The following is a 20505-nucleotide window of genomic DNA, read 5'->3' on the forward strand; positions in this document are numbered from 1 at the left end:
GTCAGCGCCTGTTGAGGATACAAAAACGGCCATCCTTGGATGGCCGTTCGTGTCTTTCGTTCAAGGCCCGATTACGCCTTGTCGACGCCCTTCTTGATGGCGTCTTTGGCTTTGCCGACCGCTTGCTGGGCTTCGCCCTTTTTCTCTTGCAGGGTGCCTTCGGCTTGCAGTTTGGTGTTGTCAGTGGCTTTACCCACACCTTGCTTGACGTTGCCGACCGCTTCATTGGCCATGCCTTTTACTTTATCGCCTGTGCTACTCATGGTGTTTCTCCTTGATGCATTAACGAGGAAAAGTCATTACGTAAGGATTGACCGACCCTGTTTGCGCCAAGTTTCATTTTTTTCAGGGGTTCATTTCGTCGCAGCATGCAGGTTGGGCTTTATGTTTGCCGGCGTTGCCTTGAGAATGCGCTCCATATGGGCGCCAAGCGCCAGGAACCGACCCCGCAGGAATGTTATGAAACTCGATAAAAAGCAGGCCATTGCCCGTCGAAACCAGGAACTGGGCGGCGCTGTGCTCGGCACCAACAACTGCCACTTCGCCGAACTGAACCGCAACCGCAACATCTGGTGGTTCGACCTGCCGGTAACGCGCCTGGCCGTGGGTCAGTACGAGTGGATTCACCTGCTGATGCACACGCCGGCCACCGACGAACTGCTGCACCTGAAAGTGCCGACGGTGTTCCTGCGCGAGAAGCTAGAAGGGCTGGTGATTCGCAACGAGGGCAAGCGCAAAGCGGCGCTGAGCCTGGAATTGAGTGCGGACAAGGATTCGTATCTGCAGGACATGCGTCCGGCAGGAACCAATGTGAATTTCGCGCCATTTCGCCAGTAACCGCGAAAACGGCCTCACAGGCACAGAATTTCTCCCGACCAAAAGCAAAAAGCCCTGCATCTGCAGGGCTTTTTGCTTTACGCGGCGTTCTTCGCCTTGATCTTCTTCAGCTCTTCATCACGCAACTCGCGGCGCAGGATCTTGCCGACGTTGGTGGTTGGCAGCGTATCGCGGAACTCCACTGAACGCGGCACCTTGTAGCCGGTGACGTTGGCGCGCATGTGCTCCATTACCTGCTCTTTGGTCAGCGTTACGCCTGGCTTGGCAACGATGAAGATCTTGATCGCCTCGCCCGATTTCTCGTCCGGCACGCCGATAGCCGCGCACTGCAGCACGCCCGGCAGAGTCGCCAGCACGTCTTCCAACTCGTTCGGGTAGACGTTGAAACCGGAGACCAGAATCATGTCTTTCTTGCGATCGACAATGCGCATGTAGCCATCCGGCTGGATCAGCGCGATATCACCGGTCTTCAACCAGCCGTCGCTGTCGAGCATTTCATCGGTGGCGTCCTGGCGCTGCCAGTAGCCTTTCATCACCTGCGGGCCCTTGATGCACAGTTCGCCGATTTCACCCAGTGGCTGCTCGACACCGGCATCGTCGATGACTTTACACAGCGTCGATGGCACCGGAATACCGATGGTGCCGATCTGAATGTTCTGGATCGGGTTGACCGTCGCCACCGGGCTGGTTTCGGTCATGCCGTAACCTTCGCAGATGGCGCAGCCGGTCACGGCTTTCCAGCGCTCGGCGGCGGCCAGTTGCAGGGCCATGCCGCCGGACAGGGTGACTTTCAGCGCGGAGAAATCCAGCTTGCGGAAGCCTTCGTTGTTGCACAGCGCCACGAACAGCGTGTTAAGGCCAACGAAACCACTGAACTTCCACTTCGACAGTTCCTTGACCATTGCCGGCAGGTCACGCGGGTTGCTGATCAGGATGTTGTGGTTGCCGATCAGCATCATCGCCATGCAATGAAAGGTGAACGCGTAGATGTGGTACAGCGGCAGCGGCGTGATCAGGATTTCGCAACCTTCATTAAGATTGGAGCCCATCAGCGCTTTGCATTGCAGCATGTTGGCCACGAGGTTGCGATGAGTCAGCATCGCGCCTTTGGCAACGCCGGTGGTGCCGCCGGTGTATTGCAGCACCGCAACATCACCGCTGTCCGGGTTGGCTTCAGCCACTGGCTGGCCCTGCCCCTTGCTCAGCACGTCGTTGAACTTGACGGCTTTAGGCAGGTGATAAGCCGGAACCATCTTCTTCACGTACTTGATGACGCTGTTGATCAGCAGGCGCTTGAGCGGTGGCAACAGATCGGCGACTTCAGTGACGATGACGTGTTTGACGCCGGTTTTCGGCACCACGGCTTCAGCCAGGTGCGCCATGTTCGCCAGGCACACCAGCGCTTTGGCACCGGAGTCGTTGAACTGGTGTTCCATTTCCCGCGCGGTGTACAGCGGGTTGGTGTTGACCACAATCAGCCCGGCGCGGATGGCACCGAAGACAGCCACCGGGTACTGCAGAACGTTGGGCAGTTGCACGGCGATTCGATCACCGGGCTGCAAATCGGTATGCTGTTGCAGATACGCGGCAAACGCACCGGACAATTCGTACAACTCACCGTAGGTGATTGTCTTGCCCAGGTTGCTGAAAGCCGGTTTGTTGGCGAAGCGTTGGCAGGATTGCTTCAACACTGCCTGAATGTTCGGATACTCGTCTGGATTGATGTCGGCAGCAATTCCAGCCGGGTATTTATCCTTCCAAAAGTCTTCGATCATGGAAGCCCACTCCTCAGCAACGCGAATTCTTCACCGCATTTGATGCGATTATTATTGGTGTGTGTTTTGTATTGGTGAATCTGGCTTCTGGATAGGCCGAGACGTCACAAAGCGCGCCGAGAGTAGCAGCTTTGCCGAGGGTCGACTAGAGCCAAAAGCGGCCCCTACAGTCATATTGATGACTCAAGACTCTCTAGCGGTCATTTTAGAGCAAAAATCCTATAACACCCTGAAAGCCCCGTAATTCGGGCTATTCCTCCAAAAAGCATCGCGGGCAAGCCTGCATCCACAAGATCTGCATAGATACCTGTGGGTGCGTGGCTTGCCCGCGATCCGCGCAAAGCGCGGCTATTTATCGATCAGGCGATATCGCGCAACTCACGTCGCAGAATTTTCCCTACAGGCGTCATCGGCAACGACTCACGCAAGACAATGTGTTTCGGCACTTTGTAGGCGGTGAAATTCTCTTTGCAGTAAGCCTTGAGCTCTTCAAGACTTACACCGCTTTCGCGCGCCACCACAAACAGCTTAACCGCCTCGCCCGAACGCTCGTCCGGTACACCGATCACCGCGCAGTTGGCGACTTTCGGATGGGCCATGACCACATCTTCGATCTCGTTCGGGTAAACGTTGAAACCGGAGACGATGATCATGTCCTTCTTGCGATCGACGATGCGCACAAAGCCGTCCGGGTCGATCACGGCGATGTCGCCAGACTTGAACCAGCCCTCGGCATCCAGCACTTCAGCGGTGGCTTCAGGTTTGTGCCAGTAGCCTTTCATGATTTGCGGGCCTTTGATGCACAACTCGCCACGCTCGCCCATCGGCTGTTCGACGCCGTCATCGTTGATGACTTTCAACAGCGTACCCGGCACCGGCAGGCCAACCGTACCCAGACGCGACTGGTCGCCGTAGGGGTTGGTACAGGCCACCGGCGAGGTTTCGGTCAGGCCGTAACCTTCGGTGATGCGGCAACCGGTGAGCTGCTCCCAGCGTTCGGCCGTGGCTTTGACCAGCGCGGTGCCGCCGGAGTTGGTCAGTTTAAGGCTGGAGAAATCCAGCGTCTTGAAATCCGGGTGTTCCATCAGCGCAACGAACAATGTGTTCAAACCCAGCAGCGCCGAGAAACGCCAGTTTTTCAGTTCCTTGATAAACCCGGCAATGTCGCGCGGGTTGGTGATCAGCACGTTGTGATTGCCGGACACCATCATGCACATGCAATTCGCGGTGAAAGCATAGATGTGATAAAGCGGCAGCGGCGCGACCATCACTTCCTGGCCCTCGCGCAGCAGTGGCTGCCCGTCAGGGCCCAGTTGCGCGAGACAGGCCCGCACCTGCTGCATGTTCGCCACCAGATTGCCGTGGGTCAGCATTGCACCCTTGGCCAGCCCCGTGGTGCCGCCGGTGTATTGCAGCACGGCGATGTCGTCGAGGCTGGCCTTCAGGGGTTTGATGCCCAGCCCACGCCCCATGCGCAATGCGCTTTTGAAGGAGATCGCCTGGGGCAGCGAATACGCCGGCACCATTTTCTTCACTTTGCTGACCACGGTGTTGACCAGCCAGCCTTTGGCTGTGGGCATCAGGTCGCCCATCTTCGCTTCGATCAGGTATTGAATGTCGGTGTCGGCCAGCACTTCCTGAACTTTCTGGCCGAACATGTTCAGGTACACCAGCGCTCGAGCGCCGGAATCCTTGAACTGATGGCGCATCTCCCGCGCGGTGTACAGCGGGTTGATGTTGACCACGATCAGCCCGGCGCGCAAGGCGCCGAACACGGCAATCGGGTAATGCAGGACATTGGGCATCTGCACCGCGATGCGGTCCCCGGGCGCAAGATCGGTATGCGCTTGCAGGTACCCTGCGAAGGCAGCGCTCTGGCGCTCAAGTTCTGCGTAGGTCAAGGTCACGCCCATGTTGCTGAAGGCCGGGCGATCGGCGAACTTCTTGCAGGAACGCTCAAACACCTCGATCACCGACTTGAATTCACCCATGTCGATGTCCAGCGGTACGCCGGCCGGGCGTTTGTCATTCCAGAAATCAGGTTGCATTGTTCTTGTCCTCTTTACCTGAGCTGATCCGGGGCCGCGTTTCTGTCATTTCTCGTTCATCCCTTGAAAGCAGAAAGCAAAAAGCGGAGCTTCACGGACACTAGCAGTTATGGCCAATCAGGCAAATACGGGCAAAGCCGTCATTGATCGTATGAATCTTCCTGCCGTCGTGTGGGCTGATCAGACGAAGAACAACGAATGCGCTATACACTGTTTCGACTCTGAGCAAAGGAATCGCCATGATCCACGACACTTTATGGCTGGACGCGAGTGACCGCAGCCGCCTCTTCGTCAATCTGTGGTTGCCCAAGACTCCGCTGAAAGCGTTGATCCTGCTGGCCCATGGCATGGCCGAGCACAGCGGGCGCTACCAACGGCTGGCTGAAAGGTTCTGCGCCCAGGGCTACGGCGTGTACGCCCCGGACCTGCGTGGACATGGCAAAACCGCCGAAAACGGCACCCTGGGGCATTTCGCAGAGAGCGATGGCTGGTGCAAAGTCGTCGGTGATCTGGCCAGCCTCAATCAGTACATCGGCCAGCAACATCCCGGCGTACCGATCATTCTGCTCGGGCACAGCATGGGCAGCTACCTGGCCCAAGGTTACCTGCTGCACCACAGCGCCAGCCTGCACGGGGCGATTCTCAGCGGTTCGAACTTTCAACCGGTAGCGCTGTACGGCGCCGCGCGGCAGATCGCCCGCCTGGAAAAACTGCGTCAGGGCGCCAAGGGTCGCAGTGCGCTGATCGAGTGGTTGTCGTTCGGCTCGTTCAACAAAAAATTCAAACCGGTGCGCACACCGTTCGACTGGCTCAGCCGCGATCCGGCCGAAGTCGACAAGTACGCTGCCGACCCGCTGTGCGGCTTTCGCTGCACCAATCAGCTGTGGATCGACTTGCTCGGCGGCTTGCAGCAAATCAGCAAAGCGTCCACTCTCGCCCAGATCGACCCGGGCCTGCCGCTGCTGGTGATCGGCGGCGAATGTGATCCGGTCAGTGAAGGCAAGCGTCTGACAGATCTGGCCAATGCCTTGCGCACGGCCGGCAGCCACAACCTGCAACTGAAGATCTATCCGCAGGCGCGGCACGAATTGTTCAACGAAACCAATCGCGACGAAGTGATCGCCGATGTGCTGACCTGGATCAATCAGGCCCTGAGCCATCCGCGCCCTCATCGCAGCGAATAATTTTTTGTGGATTCATTTAATCCGTCACAGGAACCCAGACCGATGACCCAGGTTACCAACACCCCTTACGAAGCCCTCGAAGTCGGCCAGACTGCCAGCTACAGCAAGACTGTCGAAGAGCGCGACATTCAGTTGTTCGCCGCCATGTCCGGCGACCACAACCCGGTACACCTGGACGCCGAATTTGCCGCCGCCAGCATGTTCAAGGAACGCATCGCCCACGGCATGTTCAGCGGTGCGCTGATCAGTGCAGCCGTTGCCTGCGAACTGCCTGGACCGGGGACTATTTATATCGGTCAGCAGATGAGCTTTCAGAAGCCGGTAAAGATTGGCGACACACTGACCGTGCGCCTGGAAATCCTTGAGAAGCTGCCGAAGTTTCGCGTGCGGATCGCCACTCGCGTGTTCAACCAGCGTGATGAATTAGTGGTCGATGGCGAAGCTGAGATTCTGGCGCCGCGCAAACAACAGACCGTAACCCTGCCAACCTTGCCGGCGATCAGCATCGGCTGATTGGCTGCACAACACAAAGTGGGAGCGGGCTGGCTCGCGAAGAGGTCGTGTCAGCAACATCATCGTTGCATGACACACCGCATTCGAGAGCAAGCCCGCTCCCACCGTTTTTTCAGCGTGGCTTACGAACGAGCGCGAGCCTGGTTACGCAGGGCTTTCACCTGGTCGTGGTTGCGTTGCGCACCATGGTACTGGCGTTCAACCAGGTCGCGAATACCGACCAGATTGTGCTTGTTGATTTTCTCCATGGCTTCACGATAAGCCTTCAGCGCATGGTCTTCACCGCGCTCGGCTTCGTTAAGCACAGCTTCTTCGTCCTTGCCGGTAAACATCGCTTTGACGTCAACCCAACGGCGATGCAGGTCACCGCTGACGCTGGTGGACGTTTCCGGATCACCGCCCAGTTTGCGCACTTCAGCTTGCAGTTCCGCAGCGGCGGTAGCGCAATCGGCAGAGCGGGTGGTGAACAGCGTTTTGAGTTCAGGATGCTTGATGTCTTCAGCGCAAGTCTTGAACCCTTCCTGACCGTCTTTGCTGGTTTCAATCAGGTCATTGAGTACAGAGATGGCTTCTTTATTCATGTCAGTCATTTTTTCAATTCCTTGCGGTTGGTTGAAGATGCAAGGGATATTGCAGTGTGCGTGCCAGTTTTCTATTAATAAAAAAATCTTTATATATCAATGCTTTAAATGTAAGTGAACTATCTGCATCAAGGATATTTGCATGATCTGTCATTTGGCCTGCATGCAGAATGCCTGTATTTTCCACTCTGATTTGAAGCCAGACGATCTCACTGATGAATCCCGAAAAACTCGAACTGTTGATCACCCGCGAAATGCCCTTTGGCAAATACAAGGGCCGGATCATTGCCGACCTGCCGGGGCCTTATCTCAACTGGTTCGCCCGCGAAGGCTTCCCCCACGGCGAACTCGGTGGCTTGCTGGCCTTGATGCAGGAAATCGACCACAACGGCCTCTCTGACTTGCTCGAACCGCTACGCGCAAAACACGGCAAACCTGCCCCGCGCCACTGACGCGCCCTCCTCTACAGAGCTTGCCAACCATGCCCGACAACACCCGCCGCGCCCGTGACGAAGCCTTCTGGCAGACGTTCGCCGATCGTTATGACGCTCAACCCGGCCCCGTGAACCTGGAAAACGGTTACTTCGGGCGCATGTCGCGCACGGTGATCGAGGAGTACCAGCGCAACATCGAGCGGATCAACAACAGCAACTCGGTGTATGTGCGCCAACGCTTCGAACAGCACGACAACCTCGACATTCGCGCGCAACTGGCCGAGTTGATGGGCGTACGCGCGCAAAGCGTTGCCTTCACACGAAACGCCACCGAAGGCCTGCAATCGCTGATCCGCAACTACAACCGCCTGCAACCGGGCGATCAAGTGCTGATCTGTGACCTGGAATACGACACGGTAAAAGGCGCCATGCGTTGGCTGGCAAAGTATCGCGGTGTAGAGGTGATCGAGATTGCCCACGCGCACCCGGCGAGTTTCGACAGTTTGCTGCAGGCCTACCGTGAGGTGTTCATCCGCCACCCGAAACTCAAGCTGATGGCGTTGACGCATGTCACCCATCGCACCGGCCTGGTGATGCCGGTGCAGGCTATTGCCGCGCTGGCCAAGGAGCACGGCGTCGACATCATCCTCGACGGAGCCCATGCCCTGGGCCAGATCGAGTTCGATCTGGAAGCAATGGGCATCGCATTCGCCGGCTACAACCTGCACAAATGGATCGGCGCGCCCCTGACCCTTGGCTTTCTCTATATCGCCCCGCAGCGCCTGGCCGACATCGATCCGGACATGGGCGAGATGCACTATCCGGTCAACGATATCCGCAGCCGCACTTCCTACAGCACGCCCAATATTCCAGCGCTGATGAGCCTCCCGTTGGTATTCGAGGAGCACCGTTCACTCGGCGGCGCACCGGCCAAAGGTGCACGCCTCAATTACCTGCGCAATCTTTGGGTCAGCGCGGTGCGGCACTTGCCGGGCATTGAAGTCATGACCCCGGACGATCCACGGCTGTTTTGCGGGATCACTTCTATGCGTTTCACCCGCCACGACGATCAACAGGCGATGGCTGAGCGACTGCTCAACGACTACAACCTGTTTACCGTTGTGCGCACTGGCGCAGCCTGTGGACCGTGCATTCGCATCACGCCGGGGCTGACCACCACGTCTGCCGACATGCAGTTGTTGACCCGTGCGCTCAACGAGCTGCGTTAACGCGGCTATACGGTGTACTTGTCGAAGTCCTCGGGCCTGATCTGCGTCGACACCGCAAAGGTGTCGATGCCGAGGGTGAGGTGGCCGAAATAGCCGTCCTCGTGGGAGTCGCGACCGATCGGCCAGACAGCGAGGGTCGAGGCTTCGCCGCCCATACCGGCGTAAATACTGTCCTGGCCGTTGTCCAGCGGCAACGATGCCCGCCCCCGATAGGCTTTGGCATTGAGCACCGAGCGTGAAACGACCTCGGGAAAGTACAACTGCCCCACCCACGCCACACAACGCTCATCAAGGTATTCACTGCCGGCAACCATACGCACCGCGACATGAATGTGCAGCGTGCGACCGGCATAGAATCCCGGATAGATCGTCGTGAAACGTACCCTGCCCTTTTGATCGCAAAACTGGCTGCCACGCAGGTAGGTGTGGTCGTCGGTGCGCGGGATCGAGCCGATATCTTCAACCTCGACTTCGAGATCGGGATTGATCCGGCTCCAGCCCGAATAGGCCCCTCGCGCATTGCAATGCCAGATGTCCACGAGGGCGCCACTGACCGGCTCACCGGTCATTGCATCGACAATGGTCAGGCGCAGGATCAACGGCAGGCCTTCAGCACCTTCGCTGATGTTGCGACGCAACAGTTTGGGATTGCGAAAATACGGCCCGGCGATTTGCTCGGGGGCCAGTTGATATACAGGTTGCGGTGATGGGGATGCGGGATCTCGATCCATGACAGGTGCTCTCTTCCATAAGAAGAGCGCAGATTAGCGTCGTGCGCAAAACTCGGTGCGGTAACTATGTATCGAGCAATGTATCTGCGACTTTTTCAGGGCAAAAAAAAACGGTGCACCGACCAAGCGCACCGTAAAGCCGTAGAACACACAACGAAGTGTCAGGTAAAGCTGTCAATCCACAAGCATCAGTCCAGCAGCGCCAATGCCTCGGCGGTGCATTCCTGAATGCGTGCCCAGTCGCCGTTCTTGATCCACTCCGGATCCAGCATCCAGCTACCGCCTACACACATGACGTTTTTCAGCGCCATGTAGCTCTTGATGTTGGCAGGGCCCACGCCGCCGGTCGGGCAGAATTTCACTTCACCGAACGGGCCGCCAAGGGCCTTGATTGCCGCCACGCCACCGCTCACTTCAGCCGGGAACAGCTTGAAGCGGCGATAGCCCAAACCGTAGCCTTCCATGATGCCGGAGGCGTTGCTGATGCCCGGCAACAGCGGAATCGGGCTGTCGACGCTGGCTTCCAGCAGGTCGCGGGTGATGCCTGGGGTGACGATGAATTGCGAACCCGCCGCTTCGGCCGCCGCAAGCATGTTGCGATCAAGCACGGTGCCGGCACCGGTCATCAGTTCCGGACGCTGTTCGCGCAGGATCTGGATGGCCTTGAGACCGAACTGCGAACGCAGGGTCACTTCCAGCGCGGTGAGGCCACCTGCGGCCAGGGCGTCGGCCAGTGGCAGCACGTCCTGTTCACGAGCGATGGTGATCACCGGCAGGATCCGCGCCTTGGCGCAGAGGCTGTCGATCAGGGCAACTTTGTCCGCCATGGAAACGGTCGGGGATGGGTTTTTCATAGCGGCTGTTCCTTGGCTCATGGGCACCAGTAAATCTCTAACGTGGGTTGCAGAAACGCGCGAACCGGCATGGCAGCGACATCGTCGGATGCCAGCGCGGCATTCAGGGTGGTCAGTTTCGATTGACCGGAAATCGACAGAATCTTGTGCTTCGCCGACGCCAGCAGCGCACGGCTCATGCTCAGACGCTGATGCGGCACGGTGGGCGCCAGCATTGGCCAGCAACGGCGGGTGCCGTCGACCTGCAACGCCTCAGTGAGGTTCGGGCTATCGGGAAACAGCGACGCGGTATGACCGTCGTCGCCCATGCCCAGCACCAACACGTCAATCGGCGGCAACTCGGCGAGCAGACGGTCAGCCTGCTCGGCGGCTTGTTCGACATTCGCCGCAGCGCTGTAAAGGCTCAGAAATTGCGCCTTGGCGGCGGGGCCTTTGAGCAGGTACTGCTTGAGCAGACCGGCATTGCTGTCGGCGTGTTCGACCGGCACCCAGCGTTCGTCGGCGAGGGTCACGACGACCTTCGACCAGTCCAGTGCCTGCTTGGCCAGGTGCTGGAAAAACGCCACCGGGCTACGACCGCCGGACACCACCAGCACAGCGTTGCCGCGTGCAGCAATAGCATCGGTCAGTTGCTTGGCAACGTTAAGCGCCAAGCCTTCGGCCAGCGTCGCCGGGCTCTTGAATTCATGGGCGTTCACGCCCTCGGGCAGTTTCACATCAGATATCGCCATACCACGACCTCCCGTCCCGCGTGATCAATGCAATGGAACTCATCGGCCCCCACGACCCGGCCGCGTACGGCTTGGGCGCGTCACCGGATTTTTTCCATCCGGCGATCAACTGGTCACACCACTTCCACGCGGCTTCGATTTCATCTTTACGGACAAACAGGTTCTGATTGCCGTTCATCACTTCCAGCAACAACCGCTCGTAGGCATCGGGGATCCGCGCGCTACGCCAGGTGTCGGAGAAATTCAGTTGCAGCGGGCCGCTGCGCAGTTGCATGCCTTTGTCCAGGCCCTGCTCTTTGGTCATCACGCGCAAGGAAATGCCTTCGTCCGGTTGCAGGCGGATGATCAGTTTGTTGCTGATCTGCAAGCGCTGCTCGGGGGCGAAGATGTAGTGCGAGGGTTCCTTGAAGTGGATGACGATCTGCGACAGCTTTTGCGGCATGCGCTTGCCGGTTCGCAGGTAGAACGGCACGCCGGCCCAGCGCCAGTTGCGGATGTCGGCACGCAGGGCGACGAAGGTTTCGGTGTCGCTCTGGGTATTGGAATTCGGCTCTTCGAGGTAGCCCGGTACGGACTTGCCTTCACTGTGACCGGCGATGTACTGGCCGCGCACCACTTGAGTGGTCAGGCCTTCCGGGCTGATCGGCGCGAGCGCCTTGAGCACTTTTACTTTTTCGTCACGGATGCTGTCGGCGGACAGATCGGCCGGTGGATCCATGGCGATCAGGCAGAGCAGTTGCAACAGGTGATTCTGGATCATGTCGCGCAGCTGACCGGCCTTGTCGAAGTAACCCCAACGGCCTTCGATGCCGACCTTCTCGGCCACCGTGATTTCCACATGGGAAATGTAGTTCTGGTTCCACTGGGTTTCGAACAGGCTGTTGGCAAAACGCAAGGCGATCAGGTTTTGAACGGTCTCTTTGCCCAGGTAGTGGTCGATACGATAAGTGCGGTTCTCCGGGAAGAACTGCGCCACGGCATCGTTCACTTTGCGCGAGGATTCGAGATCGGAGCCAATCGGCTTTTCCAGTACCACGCGGGTGTTTTGCGCCAGACCGACGTTCGCCAGGTTCTCGCAGATAGCGCCGTACACCGCCGCCGGCGTGGCGAAATAGGCAATCATGCGCTGCGAACTGCCCGCCAGCTCGGCCAGCGCTACATAATCTTCAGCCTTGAGAAAGTCGACGTGCAGGTAGGTCAGGCGCGCCAGAAAGCGCTCGGCGACGGCCTCGTCCAACTCCTTGCCGACGTAGCGGCGCAGTTCATCGGCGATGAACGCCATGTGCTGCTGCTCGGAGCCGGCTTCACGGGCCAGCGCGATAATGCGCGTGTCCTCGTGCAAAAGGTCGGCGCCATCGAGGTGATAAAGGGCAGGAAACAGCTTGCGCAGGGCCAGATCGCCAAGAGCGCCGAACAAGGCAAAGGTGCACGGTTCAACCGTAATCGAAGGCATGATGTTTGTTCTTTTATCAAGTTAAGCTACAAATACCTTTTTTCAAGGCATCACTCAAGGGAAAATGTAGTAATAACCACAACATTTTCACAGAATACAGATTCCGAGTGGTGGTCGGTCGGAGCCATCAGTAGGATAGGCCACCGTTACGGGCCATATCAAAGGCCCAATTTGCATAGCCCGGCGCACCTTTGCGCAGGTGAATTAGGAATTCCATATGGACCGCGTGCGAAATTTACTGGAACAGATCCAGAGTCGCCTTGAAGACCTGAACAAGGCCGAACGCAAAGTCGCCGAGGTGATCCTGCTCAACCCGCAGCAGGCCACCCGCTTCAGCATCGCCGCCCTCGCCCAGGCCGCGTCGGTGAGCGAGCCGACGGTCAACCGTTTCTGCCGTTCGTTCGGCGTCAGCGGCTACCCCGAACTCAAGCTGCAACTGGCCCAGAGCCTGGCCAGCGGCGCGGCCTATGTCAGCCGTGCGGTGGAAGCCGATGACAATCCCGAAGCCTATACGCAGAAGATTTTCGGCAGTGCCATTGCGTCACTGGACAGCGCTTGCCAGGCGCTGGACCCGAACCTGATCAGCCGCGCCGTCGACCTGTTGATTCAGGCGCGGCAAATCCACTTCTTCGGCCTCGGTGCGTCAGCGCCAGTGGCGCTGGATGCGCAGCACAAGTTCTTTCGGTTCAACCTGGCGGTGACGGCGCATGCCGATGTGCTGATGCAGCGGATGATCGCTTCGGTGGCTCACACCGGCGAACTGTTCGTGATCATTTCCTACACCGGCCGCACCCGTGAACTGGTGGAAGTGGCGCGCATTGCCCGGGAGAACGGCGCCTCGGTGCTGGGTCTGACCGCCGAGAACTCGCCGCTGGCCAAGGCCAGTACGCTGAGCCTGAACATTCCGCTGCCGGAAGACACCGACATCTACATGCCGATGACCTCGCGGATCATTCAGTTGACCGTGCTGGATGTGCTGGCGACCGGTATGACCTTGCGTCGCGGGGTCGATTTCCAGCCGCATCTGCGCAAGATCAAAGAGAGCTTGAATGCGAGCCGGTATCCGGTGGGTGACGAGTTCAACTGATCCAAAATCTCGGCTGATTGATCCGGCCTCTTCGCGAGCAAGCCCGCTCCCACAGGGGATCTGTTTTGAACACAAATCCTGTGTTCATTGAAGGTCCAATGTGGGAGCGGGTTTGCTCGCGAAGCCGTCAGGCGACTCACCACAAATTCAGGCCGCAGCCCACGCCTGCAAACTCAAATGCGCCTTAACCCCCGGCGCCAGATGCAGGCTGTCCGTCCCGCCCGTCGCCGCTTCAACACAAACAAATTCCGAGATCTCATCCCAACTCACGCCCAACAGCGGCCGCGAGCCTGGATGCCAGACCACCGTGTCCGCCGTGTCACCGGTGTCAATGCACAACTCGCGCTGCCAGGCGTGATCCTTGAGCTGTAACTCGCCGTCGTGCTGGAACACCCGCTGGCAGCCACCCTCGACCCGCAACTCGCCTTCCTGCTGGCAAACCTGACGGTTCAACTGGTCATAACCCTGCGCGCCTTCGAGGCCGGACAGCGCTATCTCACCGACATCACCAATACGCCAGTAAGCGTGCAACGCCTGGCTCAACTGACACGGCATGTCGTCCTGATGCTCGGTACTCAGACGCAACTCCATGCGCTCGCCCAAGTGCGCGTGCAGATCGACCTGCCAATCGCACAGTTGCAATTGCCAGTGCAGGCGCACGCCATCCTCGGCGCTGCTGCTGTCGAGCAATTTCCAGTCGAGCAGCCGCGCCCAGCCATGGGACGGCCACGCGTTTTCGCTCGGATGGCGGCCGTACCACGGCCAGCACACCGGCACCCCACCGCGAATGGCACCGACATGCGGCCATTTCGCCGCACACCACAACCACGGCTTTTGCCCGCGTGGCTGAAAATGCAGCAACTGCGCGCCCTGACGACTGAACACCGCCTGACACAGCGGATGATCGATCACCAACACGTCGCGCATCTGATAGCGCTCCCAGGCGAACACCGGCTGTTCGCGCAAGGATCTGAAAAAGCGTTGCAGCGGATGCTCATGCATTGGCCACGGTCCTGAACTCGTCTTTCATAGGGGTGCGCCTGCCCCCAAAAAAAAGCGGACAGCCTTGGCTGTCCGCAAATATGCGCACATAGAGAGGAGCTTATCGCAGACGCGTTAGAACACCGACTGAATTTTCAGACCGGCGACCAAAGCGTTGTCCACTGCGTCCACGCCACCTGGATGAGTGATGTATTGCAGGTTAGGACGTACGGTCAGCCAGTTAGTGACGTGGAAGCCGTAGTTGATCTCGTAGTTGTATTCGGTTTCACGAATCGGCGAGAACACCGGGTTGTCGTAATCCGAAACACCGTTGGATGCATTGAGCAGTTCGGCGTTTTTCTTCACGTCATCGTTGACGTGAATACGCGCAGCGCCAATACCGATGTCATCTTTTGGACGCGCGTCGAACGGGCCTTTGTAGACAAACATCACCGACTGATAGTTGTCGATGAAGTTGGTGTCCTTGTCGTGGAACGTGGCGTTGGCGGCGATGTTCAGACCGCGGGTCGCGTCACCGTTGTGGCTGGTGAGTTGCTGTTGCGCCACGAACCAGTAGCCGTGCTTGCTGCTGTGGGTGCGGTAGGCGTTACCGGTGGTTGCAGCGTCGTTGCCGTTGATGTCTTCGCGGACATCGCTGGCATCAGCGGTGCTCTTGTAGTAACCGACGCGGTATTCGCCCGGCAGGCTGTTGACCTTCGGCGACCAGACCAGCTCGACCGGCAACACCGTACCTTTGGTGCCGCTGCCGCTGAGCTTGAAGCCGTTGCCGTGTTCCAGTTGCGACGGGTTCTGGTTGTACGCACCGATCTGCGCGTAGAGCTCGTCGTTGATGTTGTACTTCACGCGGATCGCGGCCTGGCTGACGGGCCAGTTGTACCAGATGTTGGTCGCCCAGTTACCCACCTGGGAGCCGCAGAACGCCAGGTTCTGGAACTCGCACGGGAAGGTGTTGAAGTCTTCGCCTTCACCGAAGTAACCGGCCTTGACGTCGAGCTTGTTGTCGAAGAACTGGTGCTGAATCCACAGCTGGGTCAGACGCACCATGTGGCCACGGCCGTAAACTTCTTGAGACGAGCTCAAGGTGCCGGCACGCGGGTCGCCCACGCGGTCGTTGGAGATGTTTTGACCGTTACGGTTGGTCAGTTGAATCTTGGCCTGAGTGTTGTCCCAGCCCCACAGTTTTTGCAGATCCAGTGCCACGCCCAAACCGAACTGGTCGCTGTAGCGGCCGGTCTTGTCGTCGTTGTAGCCACCGTGCAGGTTGCCACCGACTTCCCCAACGTAATCGGCCTTGATGTCGATACCCTGCTCGATCAGCTTGGTCCGCTCACCACCCCAGTCGCCCGTCATCCATTTGGAATCGGAGCTGAACGCATCGGCGGCCATGGCATTGCCGGCCAGCACCAAGGCTGCCGCTGCTGACACTTGGCAGATCAACCGGGCATTGACGTGTTTCTTTTTCATCCCTACATCCTCGTCTTTATTGTTATTAACTGTTTTTATCTAACGCGGTTTACATAAAGTGCGATGGATTACAGGCAATCCACCGCGTGCTCCCACATTTTGTTCTTCAGCGGCCTTTGAACTGGGCCACGTTGGCAGACCGCGCTTCGGACTGCGCCTGACCGGCAACACCCAACCGCTCGCCAGTCTTGGCATCGAACAGCAGCACTTTCGACGGATCGAATTGCAGCGTCAGGTTCTCGCCCACCTGCGGCGCCACGTCCGGTGCCAGACGGCAGCAGACCTTGGTGTCGTTGAGGTTGACGAATACCAGCGTGTCCGGGCCGGTCGGCTCGGTCACCTGCACTTCGGCGCGAATGCTCGGCAGGCCATTGCCCTCGTCGCTGGCCAGAACAATCTGCTCCGGGCGCAGGCCGAGGATCACTTCGCGATCTTCAAGACCGGCGTCCTGCATGCCCATCGGCAACTCGCAACGCGCCTGGCCACTGTCGAGCAGTGCCAGCAGACGACCGTCCTTGCGCTGCAAACGCAGCGGGATGAAGTTCATCGGCGGCGAACCGATGAAGCTCGCCACGAACAGGTTGGCCGGGTCGTTGTAGATCTCTTTTGGCGTACCGAACTGCTGGATGATGCCGTCCTTCATCACCGCCACTTTGTCGCCTAGCGTCATCGCTTCGATCTGATCGTGGGTCACGTAAACCGTGGTGGTTTTCAGGCGCTGATGCATCAGTTTCATTTCGGTGCGCATCTCGACGCGCAGCTTGGCGTCGAGGTTGGACAGCGGTTCGTCGAACAGATAGATCTTCGGCCGACGCGCCAGTGCACGGCCCATCGCCACACGCTGTTGCTGACCACCGGAAAGCTGACCGGGCTTGCGGTTGAGCAAGTGTTCGATCTGCAACAGCTTGGCCACGCGGGCGACTTCTTCATCGATCGCCGACTGCGCCATCTTGCGGATCTTCAGACCGAACTCGATGTTCTCGCGCACGCTCATGGTCGGGTACAACGCGTAGGACTGGAACACCATGGCAATGTCGCGATCCTTTGGGCTCATGCCGCTGACGTCCTGGTCGCCAATCATGATCGCGCCGCCGGTGATGGTTTCCAGCCCGGCGATGCAGTTCATCAGGGTCGACTTGCCGCAGCCCGACGGGCCGACCAGGATCAGGAACTCACCGTCCTTGATCGACAGTTCGATGTTCTTCAAGGTGTCCGGCAGGCCGGCACCATAGGTCTTGTTTACGTTACGAAGTTCGAGCGTAGCCATGATTACCCCTTGACTGCGCCGGCCGTCAGCCCGCGCACGAAATACTTGCCTGCGACCACATAGACCAGCAGGGTCGGCAGGCCGGCGATCATCGCCGCTGCCATGTCCACGTTGTATTCCTTGGCCCCGGTGCTGGTGTTGACCAGGTTGTTGAGCGCCACCGTGATCGGTTGCGAATCACCGCTGGAGAACACCACACCGAACAGGAAGTCGTTCCAGATCTGCGTGAACTGCCAGATCAGGCAAACCATGATGATCGGCGTCGACATCGGCAGAATGATCCGCCGAAAAATGGTGAAGAAGCCTGCGCCATCAAGGCGTGCAGCTTTGACCAGCGCGTCGGGAATGCTCACGTAGTAGTTACGGAAGAACAGCGTGGTGAACGCCAGCCCGTAAACGACGTGGATGAACACCAGCCCGGTGGTGGTGCTCGCCAGGCCCATCTTGCCGAGGGTGAACGAGGCCGGCAGCAGCACGGTCTGGAACGGCAGGAAGCAGCCGAACAGCAGCAGACCGAAGAACAACTGCGAACCGCGAAAGCGCCACATCGACAGGACATAACCGTTCAACGCACCGATGGCCGTAGAGATGATCACGGCCGGAACCGTGATCTTGATCGAGTTCCAGAAGTAACCATCAACCGTGGCCCAGGCCTTGACCCAGCCAATACCGCTGACCACGGTCGGCCAGCTCAGCAGGTTGCCGGTGCTGATGTCTTCCGGGGTCTTGAAACTGGTCAACAGCATGACCACCAGCGGAATCAGGTAAAGGAACACGGCGAGGATCAGCACCGCGTAGATCGCGATGCGGCTCAGGCTGATCGCAGGTTTGGCAGCGAGACTAGTCATGACGCTTGGTCCTCAGCTCGGAGTACAGGTAAGGCACGATGATCGCCAGAATCGCACCGAGCATCAGAATCGCACTGGCCGAGCCCATGCCCATCTGGCCGCGACTGAAGGTGAAGGAATACATGAACATCGCTGGCAGGTCGGAGGAGTAACCCGGGCCACCGGCCGTCATCGCTGCAACCAGGTCGAAGCTCTTGATCGCGATGTGCGCCAGAATCATCACCGCACTGAAGAACACCGGACGCAGGCTTGGCAGTACCACTTTCCAGTAGATGGTCGGCATGCTCGCGCCGTCGATCTGTGCAGCACGAATGATCGACTGATCAACGCCACGCAGGCCGGCGAGGAACATCGCCATGATAAAGCCCGAGGCCTGCCAGACCGCCGCGATCACCAGGCAATACACCACGCGATGCGGGTCGATCAGCCAGTCGAGACGGAAGCCTTCCCAGCCCCAGTCACGCAACAATTTGTCCAGACCCATGCCCGGGTTGAGCAGCCATTTCCACGCGGTACCGGTGACGATCATCGAGAGCGCCATCGGGTACAGGTAAATGGTGCGAATGAAACCTTCGCGGCGAATACGCTGGTCGAGGAACACCGCCAGCAACACGCCGATCACCAGTGTGATGCCGATGAACATGCCACCGAACACCGCGAGGTTCTTGCTTGCGACCCACCAACGGTCGTTCTCGAACAACCGCGCGTATTGCGCCAGACCGGCCCACTTGTAGTTGGGCAGGAACGTCGAAGTGGTGAACGACAGCACGAACGTCCACAGGATGTAGCCATAGAAGCCCACCAGCACGATGAACATGCTCGGCGCCAGCACCAGTTTGGGTAGCCAGCGTTGCAATGCATCGAACGGCGAGGCCTTGCTGAACACAGCAACAGAACTCATGGGGAAATCCAGTACAGGGAATAAAAACTACAGTGAGATCCCTTGTGAGAGCGGGCCTGCTCGCGAAGGCGGTATGTCAGTCGACGGATGGAGCAACTGACACGACGCCTTCGCGAGCAAGCCCGCTCCCACAGGAGGGGCCTGTGCTAACGACGCTTATTTGGCCGACTTGATCGCTGCGCCGAGTTTCTTGGCGGTATCGGCCGGATCGGCTTTCGGGTCGTTGATGAAGTTGGTCACGACATCAAAGAACGCCCCCTGCACCGCCAGCGTGGTCGCCATGTTGTGCGCCATGCTCGGCTGCAAGCCGCCGGACTTGGCGTCTGCCAGGAAGTCTTTGGCTGCAGTTTGTGCGCAGGAGTCGAAACCGAGCTTCTCCATGTTGTTCAACATGTCGTTACGCACCGGGATCGAGCCTTTGTTGATGCTGAAGACCTTCTGGAAGTTCTCACCCAGCACGACTTTGGCAATGTCCTTCTGACCCGCGGCAGTGCCGGCGTCTTTCTGCTTGAACACCGCCAGGGAGTCGATGTTGTAGGTGAACGCCTTGTCGGTGCCCGGGAAGGCTACGCACTCGTAATCCTTGCCAGCGACTTTCTTGGCGGCGGTCCACTCGGACTTGGCCCAGTCACCCATGATCTGCATGCCGGCCTTGCCGTTGATGACCTTGGCCGCTTCCAGGTTCCAGTCCTGACCTTTGCCGTCGACGTCCATGTAGGTCGCAACTTTCTTCAGTTCAGTCAGGGCCTTGACCATTTCCGGGCCGGTCAGCGCAGCGTTGTCCAGATCAACCAGGGCTTTTTTGTAACCATCAACACCCATGACCGAGAGCACAACGGCTTCGAACACGGTGCTGTCCTGCCAAGGCTGACCGCCGTGGGCCAGCGCAATGAAACCGGCTGCCTTGAGCTTGTCACCGGCGGCGTAGAATTCTTCGAGGGTGGTCGGGTTCTTGGTGATACCGGCTTTCTTGAAGACTTGCGGGTTGATCCACAGCCAGTTGACGCGGTGAATGTTCACCGGAACGGCCACGTAATCACCGTCGTACTTCACGGTATCGGAGACTTTCTTGTCGAGCAGGCTGTCCCACTTCTCTTCTTTGGCGACGTCCTTGAGCACGTCAGTGTCGAGCAGACCGGTCGACGCCCATTCCTGGATGTCCGGGCCTTTGATCTGGGCAACGCCTGGAGGGTTGCCAGCGACAGCACGGCTTTTCAGTACGGTCATGGCAGTCGCACCGCCACCACCGGCAACAGCGCCGTCTTTCCAGGTGAAACCGTCTTTTTCGACTTGGGCCTTGAGTACATCAACAGCGGCTTTTTCACCACCGGACGTCCACCAATGCACGACTTCCACCGAACCTTTGGATTCGGCAGCGGACACACTGAGGGGCAGAATTGCGAGCGGGAACAGGGAGGCGACAGAAATGACAGTAGCGAGGCGAGAAATCGCATTCATCTGAGATGTACCTTTCTTGTTGTTATGCGTTGCAAGTCTGGTGCTTGCGCTGCACAGGAGTTTAAACAGGACGTTTCGCTTCGCAGGTAACGAAGGGACGCGCGAATG

20 protein-coding genes are annotated in these 20505 nt (G+C 58.6%); 6 read left to right on the top strand and 14 right to left on the bottom strand.

Features of this window, described 5'->3' with window-relative positions:
• Positions 1 to 71: 71 nt before the first annotated feature.
• Positions 72 to 263 carry a CsbD family protein gene (locus AACY02_RS04565; protein ID WP_339430936.1) on the bottom strand — a complete coding sequence of 64 codons (192 nt, stop codon included), beginning with the start codon at positions 261 to 263 and terminating at the stop codon, positions 72 to 74.
• A gap of 196 nt (positions 264 to 459) precedes the next feature.
• Between AACY02_RS04565 and AACY02_RS04570 the strand changes: the two genes are divergently transcribed.
• Positions 460 to 837, top strand: coding sequence for a hypothetical protein (locus AACY02_RS04570; protein ID WP_007969330.1), 378 nt, complete (start codon positions 460 to 462; stop codon positions 835 to 837).
• A 77-nt stretch (positions 838 to 914) separates the two neighbouring features.
• Here the strand turns inward: AACY02_RS04570 and fadD1 are convergent, their stop codons facing one another.
• Both fadD1 and fadD2 read right to left on the bottom strand, forming a co-directional pair.
• The gene (gene fadD1 / locus AACY02_RS04575; protein WP_339430937.1) at positions 915 to 2612 is read right to left on the bottom strand and encodes a long-chain-fatty-acid--CoA ligase FadD1; all 1698 of its coding nucleotides are present in this window, start codon (positions 2610 to 2612) and stop codon (positions 915 to 917) included.
• Positions 2613 to 2971: 359 nt separating this feature from the next.
• Positions 2972 to 4660 carry a long-chain-fatty-acid--CoA ligase FadD2 gene (fadD2, locus tag AACY02_RS04580; protein ID WP_339430938.1) on the bottom strand — a complete coding sequence of 563 codons (1689 nt, stop codon included), beginning with the start codon at positions 4658 to 4660 and terminating at the stop codon, positions 2972 to 2974.
• A 239-nt stretch (positions 4661 to 4899) separates the two neighbouring features.
• On the opposite strand from fadD2, the gene AACY02_RS04585 reads away from it, so the two are divergent.
• Positions 4900 to 5844, top strand: coding sequence for an alpha/beta hydrolase (locus tag AACY02_RS04585; protein WP_339430939.1), 945 nt, complete (start codon positions 4900 to 4902; stop codon positions 5842 to 5844).
• Positions 5845 to 5886: 42 nt separating this feature from the next.
• On the top strand, positions 5887 to 6357 hold the full coding sequence (locus AACY02_RS04590; protein ID WP_071553717.1) for a MaoC family dehydratase: 471 nt from the start codon (positions 5887 to 5889) through the stop codon (positions 6355 to 6357).
• 122 nt (positions 6358 to 6479) lie between these two features.
• Here AACY02_RS04590 and AACY02_RS04595 read toward each other — a convergent pair whose 3' ends face one another.
• Positions 6480 to 6947 (bottom strand): ferritin-like domain-containing protein, encoded by a 468-nt coding sequence (locus AACY02_RS04595; protein WP_339430940.1) that lies wholly within the window; start codon positions 6945 to 6947, stop codon positions 6480 to 6482.
• A 206-nt stretch (positions 6948 to 7153) separates the two neighbouring features.
• Here AACY02_RS04595 and AACY02_RS04600 point away from each other — a divergent pair, with 206 nt between their 5' ends.
• Together AACY02_RS04600 and AACY02_RS04605 are read left to right on the top strand one after the other, a co-directional pair.
• The gene (locus AACY02_RS04600; protein WP_003227425.1) at positions 7154 to 7390 is read left to right on the top strand and encodes a DUF3820 family protein; all 237 of its coding nucleotides are present in this window, start codon (positions 7154 to 7156) and stop codon (positions 7388 to 7390) included.
• 29 nt (positions 7391 to 7419) lie between these two features.
• Entirely contained in the window at positions 7420 to 8601 is a 1182-nt protein-coding gene (locus AACY02_RS04605) for an aminotransferase class V-fold PLP-dependent enzyme (protein WP_339430941.1), read from the top strand.
• 5 nt (positions 8602 to 8606) lie between these two features.
• Here the strand turns inward: AACY02_RS04605 and AACY02_RS04610 are convergent, their stop codons facing one another.
• The 4 genes from AACY02_RS04610 to zwf form a co-directional block, all read right to left on the bottom strand.
• A complete protein-coding gene (locus tag AACY02_RS04610; protein WP_339430942.1) occupies positions 8607 to 9332 on the bottom strand; it encodes an intradiol ring-cleavage dioxygenase in 726 nt (241 codons plus the stop codon).
• A gap of 188 nt (positions 9333 to 9520) precedes the next feature.
• Entirely contained in the window at positions 9521 to 10186 is a 666-nt protein-coding gene (locus AACY02_RS04615; protein ID WP_075945403.1) for a bifunctional 4-hydroxy-2-oxoglutarate aldolase/2-dehydro-3-deoxy-phosphogluconate aldolase, read from the bottom strand.
• Between the two features lie 17 nt (positions 10187 to 10203).
• Positions 10204 to 10917 carry a 6-phosphogluconolactonase gene (pgl, locus tag AACY02_RS04620; protein ID WP_339430943.1) on the bottom strand — a complete coding sequence of 238 codons (714 nt, stop codon included), beginning with the start codon at positions 10915 to 10917 and terminating at the stop codon, positions 10204 to 10206.
• The gene (gene zwf / locus AACY02_RS04625; protein WP_339430944.1) at positions 10904 to 12370 is read right to left on the bottom strand and encodes a glucose-6-phosphate dehydrogenase; all 1467 of its coding nucleotides are present in this window, start codon (positions 12368 to 12370) and stop codon (positions 10904 to 10906) included. Before zwf ends, pgl begins: the two co-directional genes overlap by 14 nt.
• Positions 12371 to 12596: 226 nt before the next feature.
• Here zwf and AACY02_RS04630 point away from each other — a divergent pair, with 226 nt between their 5' ends.
• Positions 12597 to 13457 (top strand): MurR/RpiR family transcriptional regulator, encoded by an 861-nt coding sequence (locus tag AACY02_RS04630; protein ID WP_171057240.1) that lies wholly within the window; start codon positions 12597 to 12599, stop codon positions 13455 to 13457.
• A 147-nt stretch (positions 13458 to 13604) separates the two neighbouring features.
• Here AACY02_RS04630 and AACY02_RS04635 read toward each other — a convergent pair whose 3' ends face one another.
• The 6 genes from AACY02_RS04635 to AACY02_RS04660 all read right to left on the bottom strand — a co-directional run bounded on the left by AACY02_RS04635 (position 13605) and on the right by AACY02_RS04660 (position 20397).
• Entirely contained in the window at positions 13605 to 14459 is an 855-nt protein-coding gene (locus AACY02_RS04635) for a D-hexose-6-phosphate mutarotase (protein WP_339430945.1), read from the bottom strand.
• Positions 14460 to 14573: 114 nt separating this feature from the next.
• The gene (locus AACY02_RS04640; RefSeq protein WP_221730722.1) at positions 14574 to 15923 is read right to left on the bottom strand and encodes a carbohydrate porin; all 1350 of its coding nucleotides are present in this window, start codon (positions 15921 to 15923) and stop codon (positions 14574 to 14576) included.
• Positions 15924 to 16029: 106 nt separating this feature from the next.
• Complete coding sequence (locus AACY02_RS04645) at positions 16030 to 17190, bottom strand: ABC transporter ATP-binding protein (protein ID WP_339430946.1); 1161 nt, start codon at positions 17188 to 17190, stop codon at positions 16030 to 16032.
• A 2-nt stretch (positions 17191 to 17192) separates the two neighbouring features.
• Complete coding sequence (locus AACY02_RS04650) at positions 17193 to 18038, bottom strand: carbohydrate ABC transporter permease (protein WP_221730720.1); 846 nt, start codon at positions 18036 to 18038, stop codon at positions 17193 to 17195.
• A complete protein-coding gene (locus AACY02_RS04655; RefSeq protein ID WP_339430947.1) occupies positions 18031 to 18939 on the bottom strand; it encodes a carbohydrate ABC transporter permease in 909 nt (302 codons plus the stop codon). The genes AACY02_RS04650 and AACY02_RS04655 overlap by 8 nt, the downstream gene beginning before the upstream one ends.
• Before the next feature lie 156 nt (positions 18940 to 19095).
• Complete coding sequence (locus AACY02_RS04660; RefSeq protein ID WP_339430948.1) at positions 19096 to 20397, bottom strand: ABC transporter substrate-binding protein; 1302 nt, start codon at positions 20395 to 20397, stop codon at positions 19096 to 19098.
• Between the last annotated feature and the right edge of the window lie 108 nt (positions 20398 to 20505).

The organism is Pseudomonas sp. EA_65y_Pfl2_P78 (genome assembly GCF_963970495.1).
Lineage (GTDB): Bacteria > Pseudomonadota > Gammaproteobacteria > Pseudomonadales > Pseudomonadaceae > Aquipseudomonas > Aquipseudomonas baetica_A.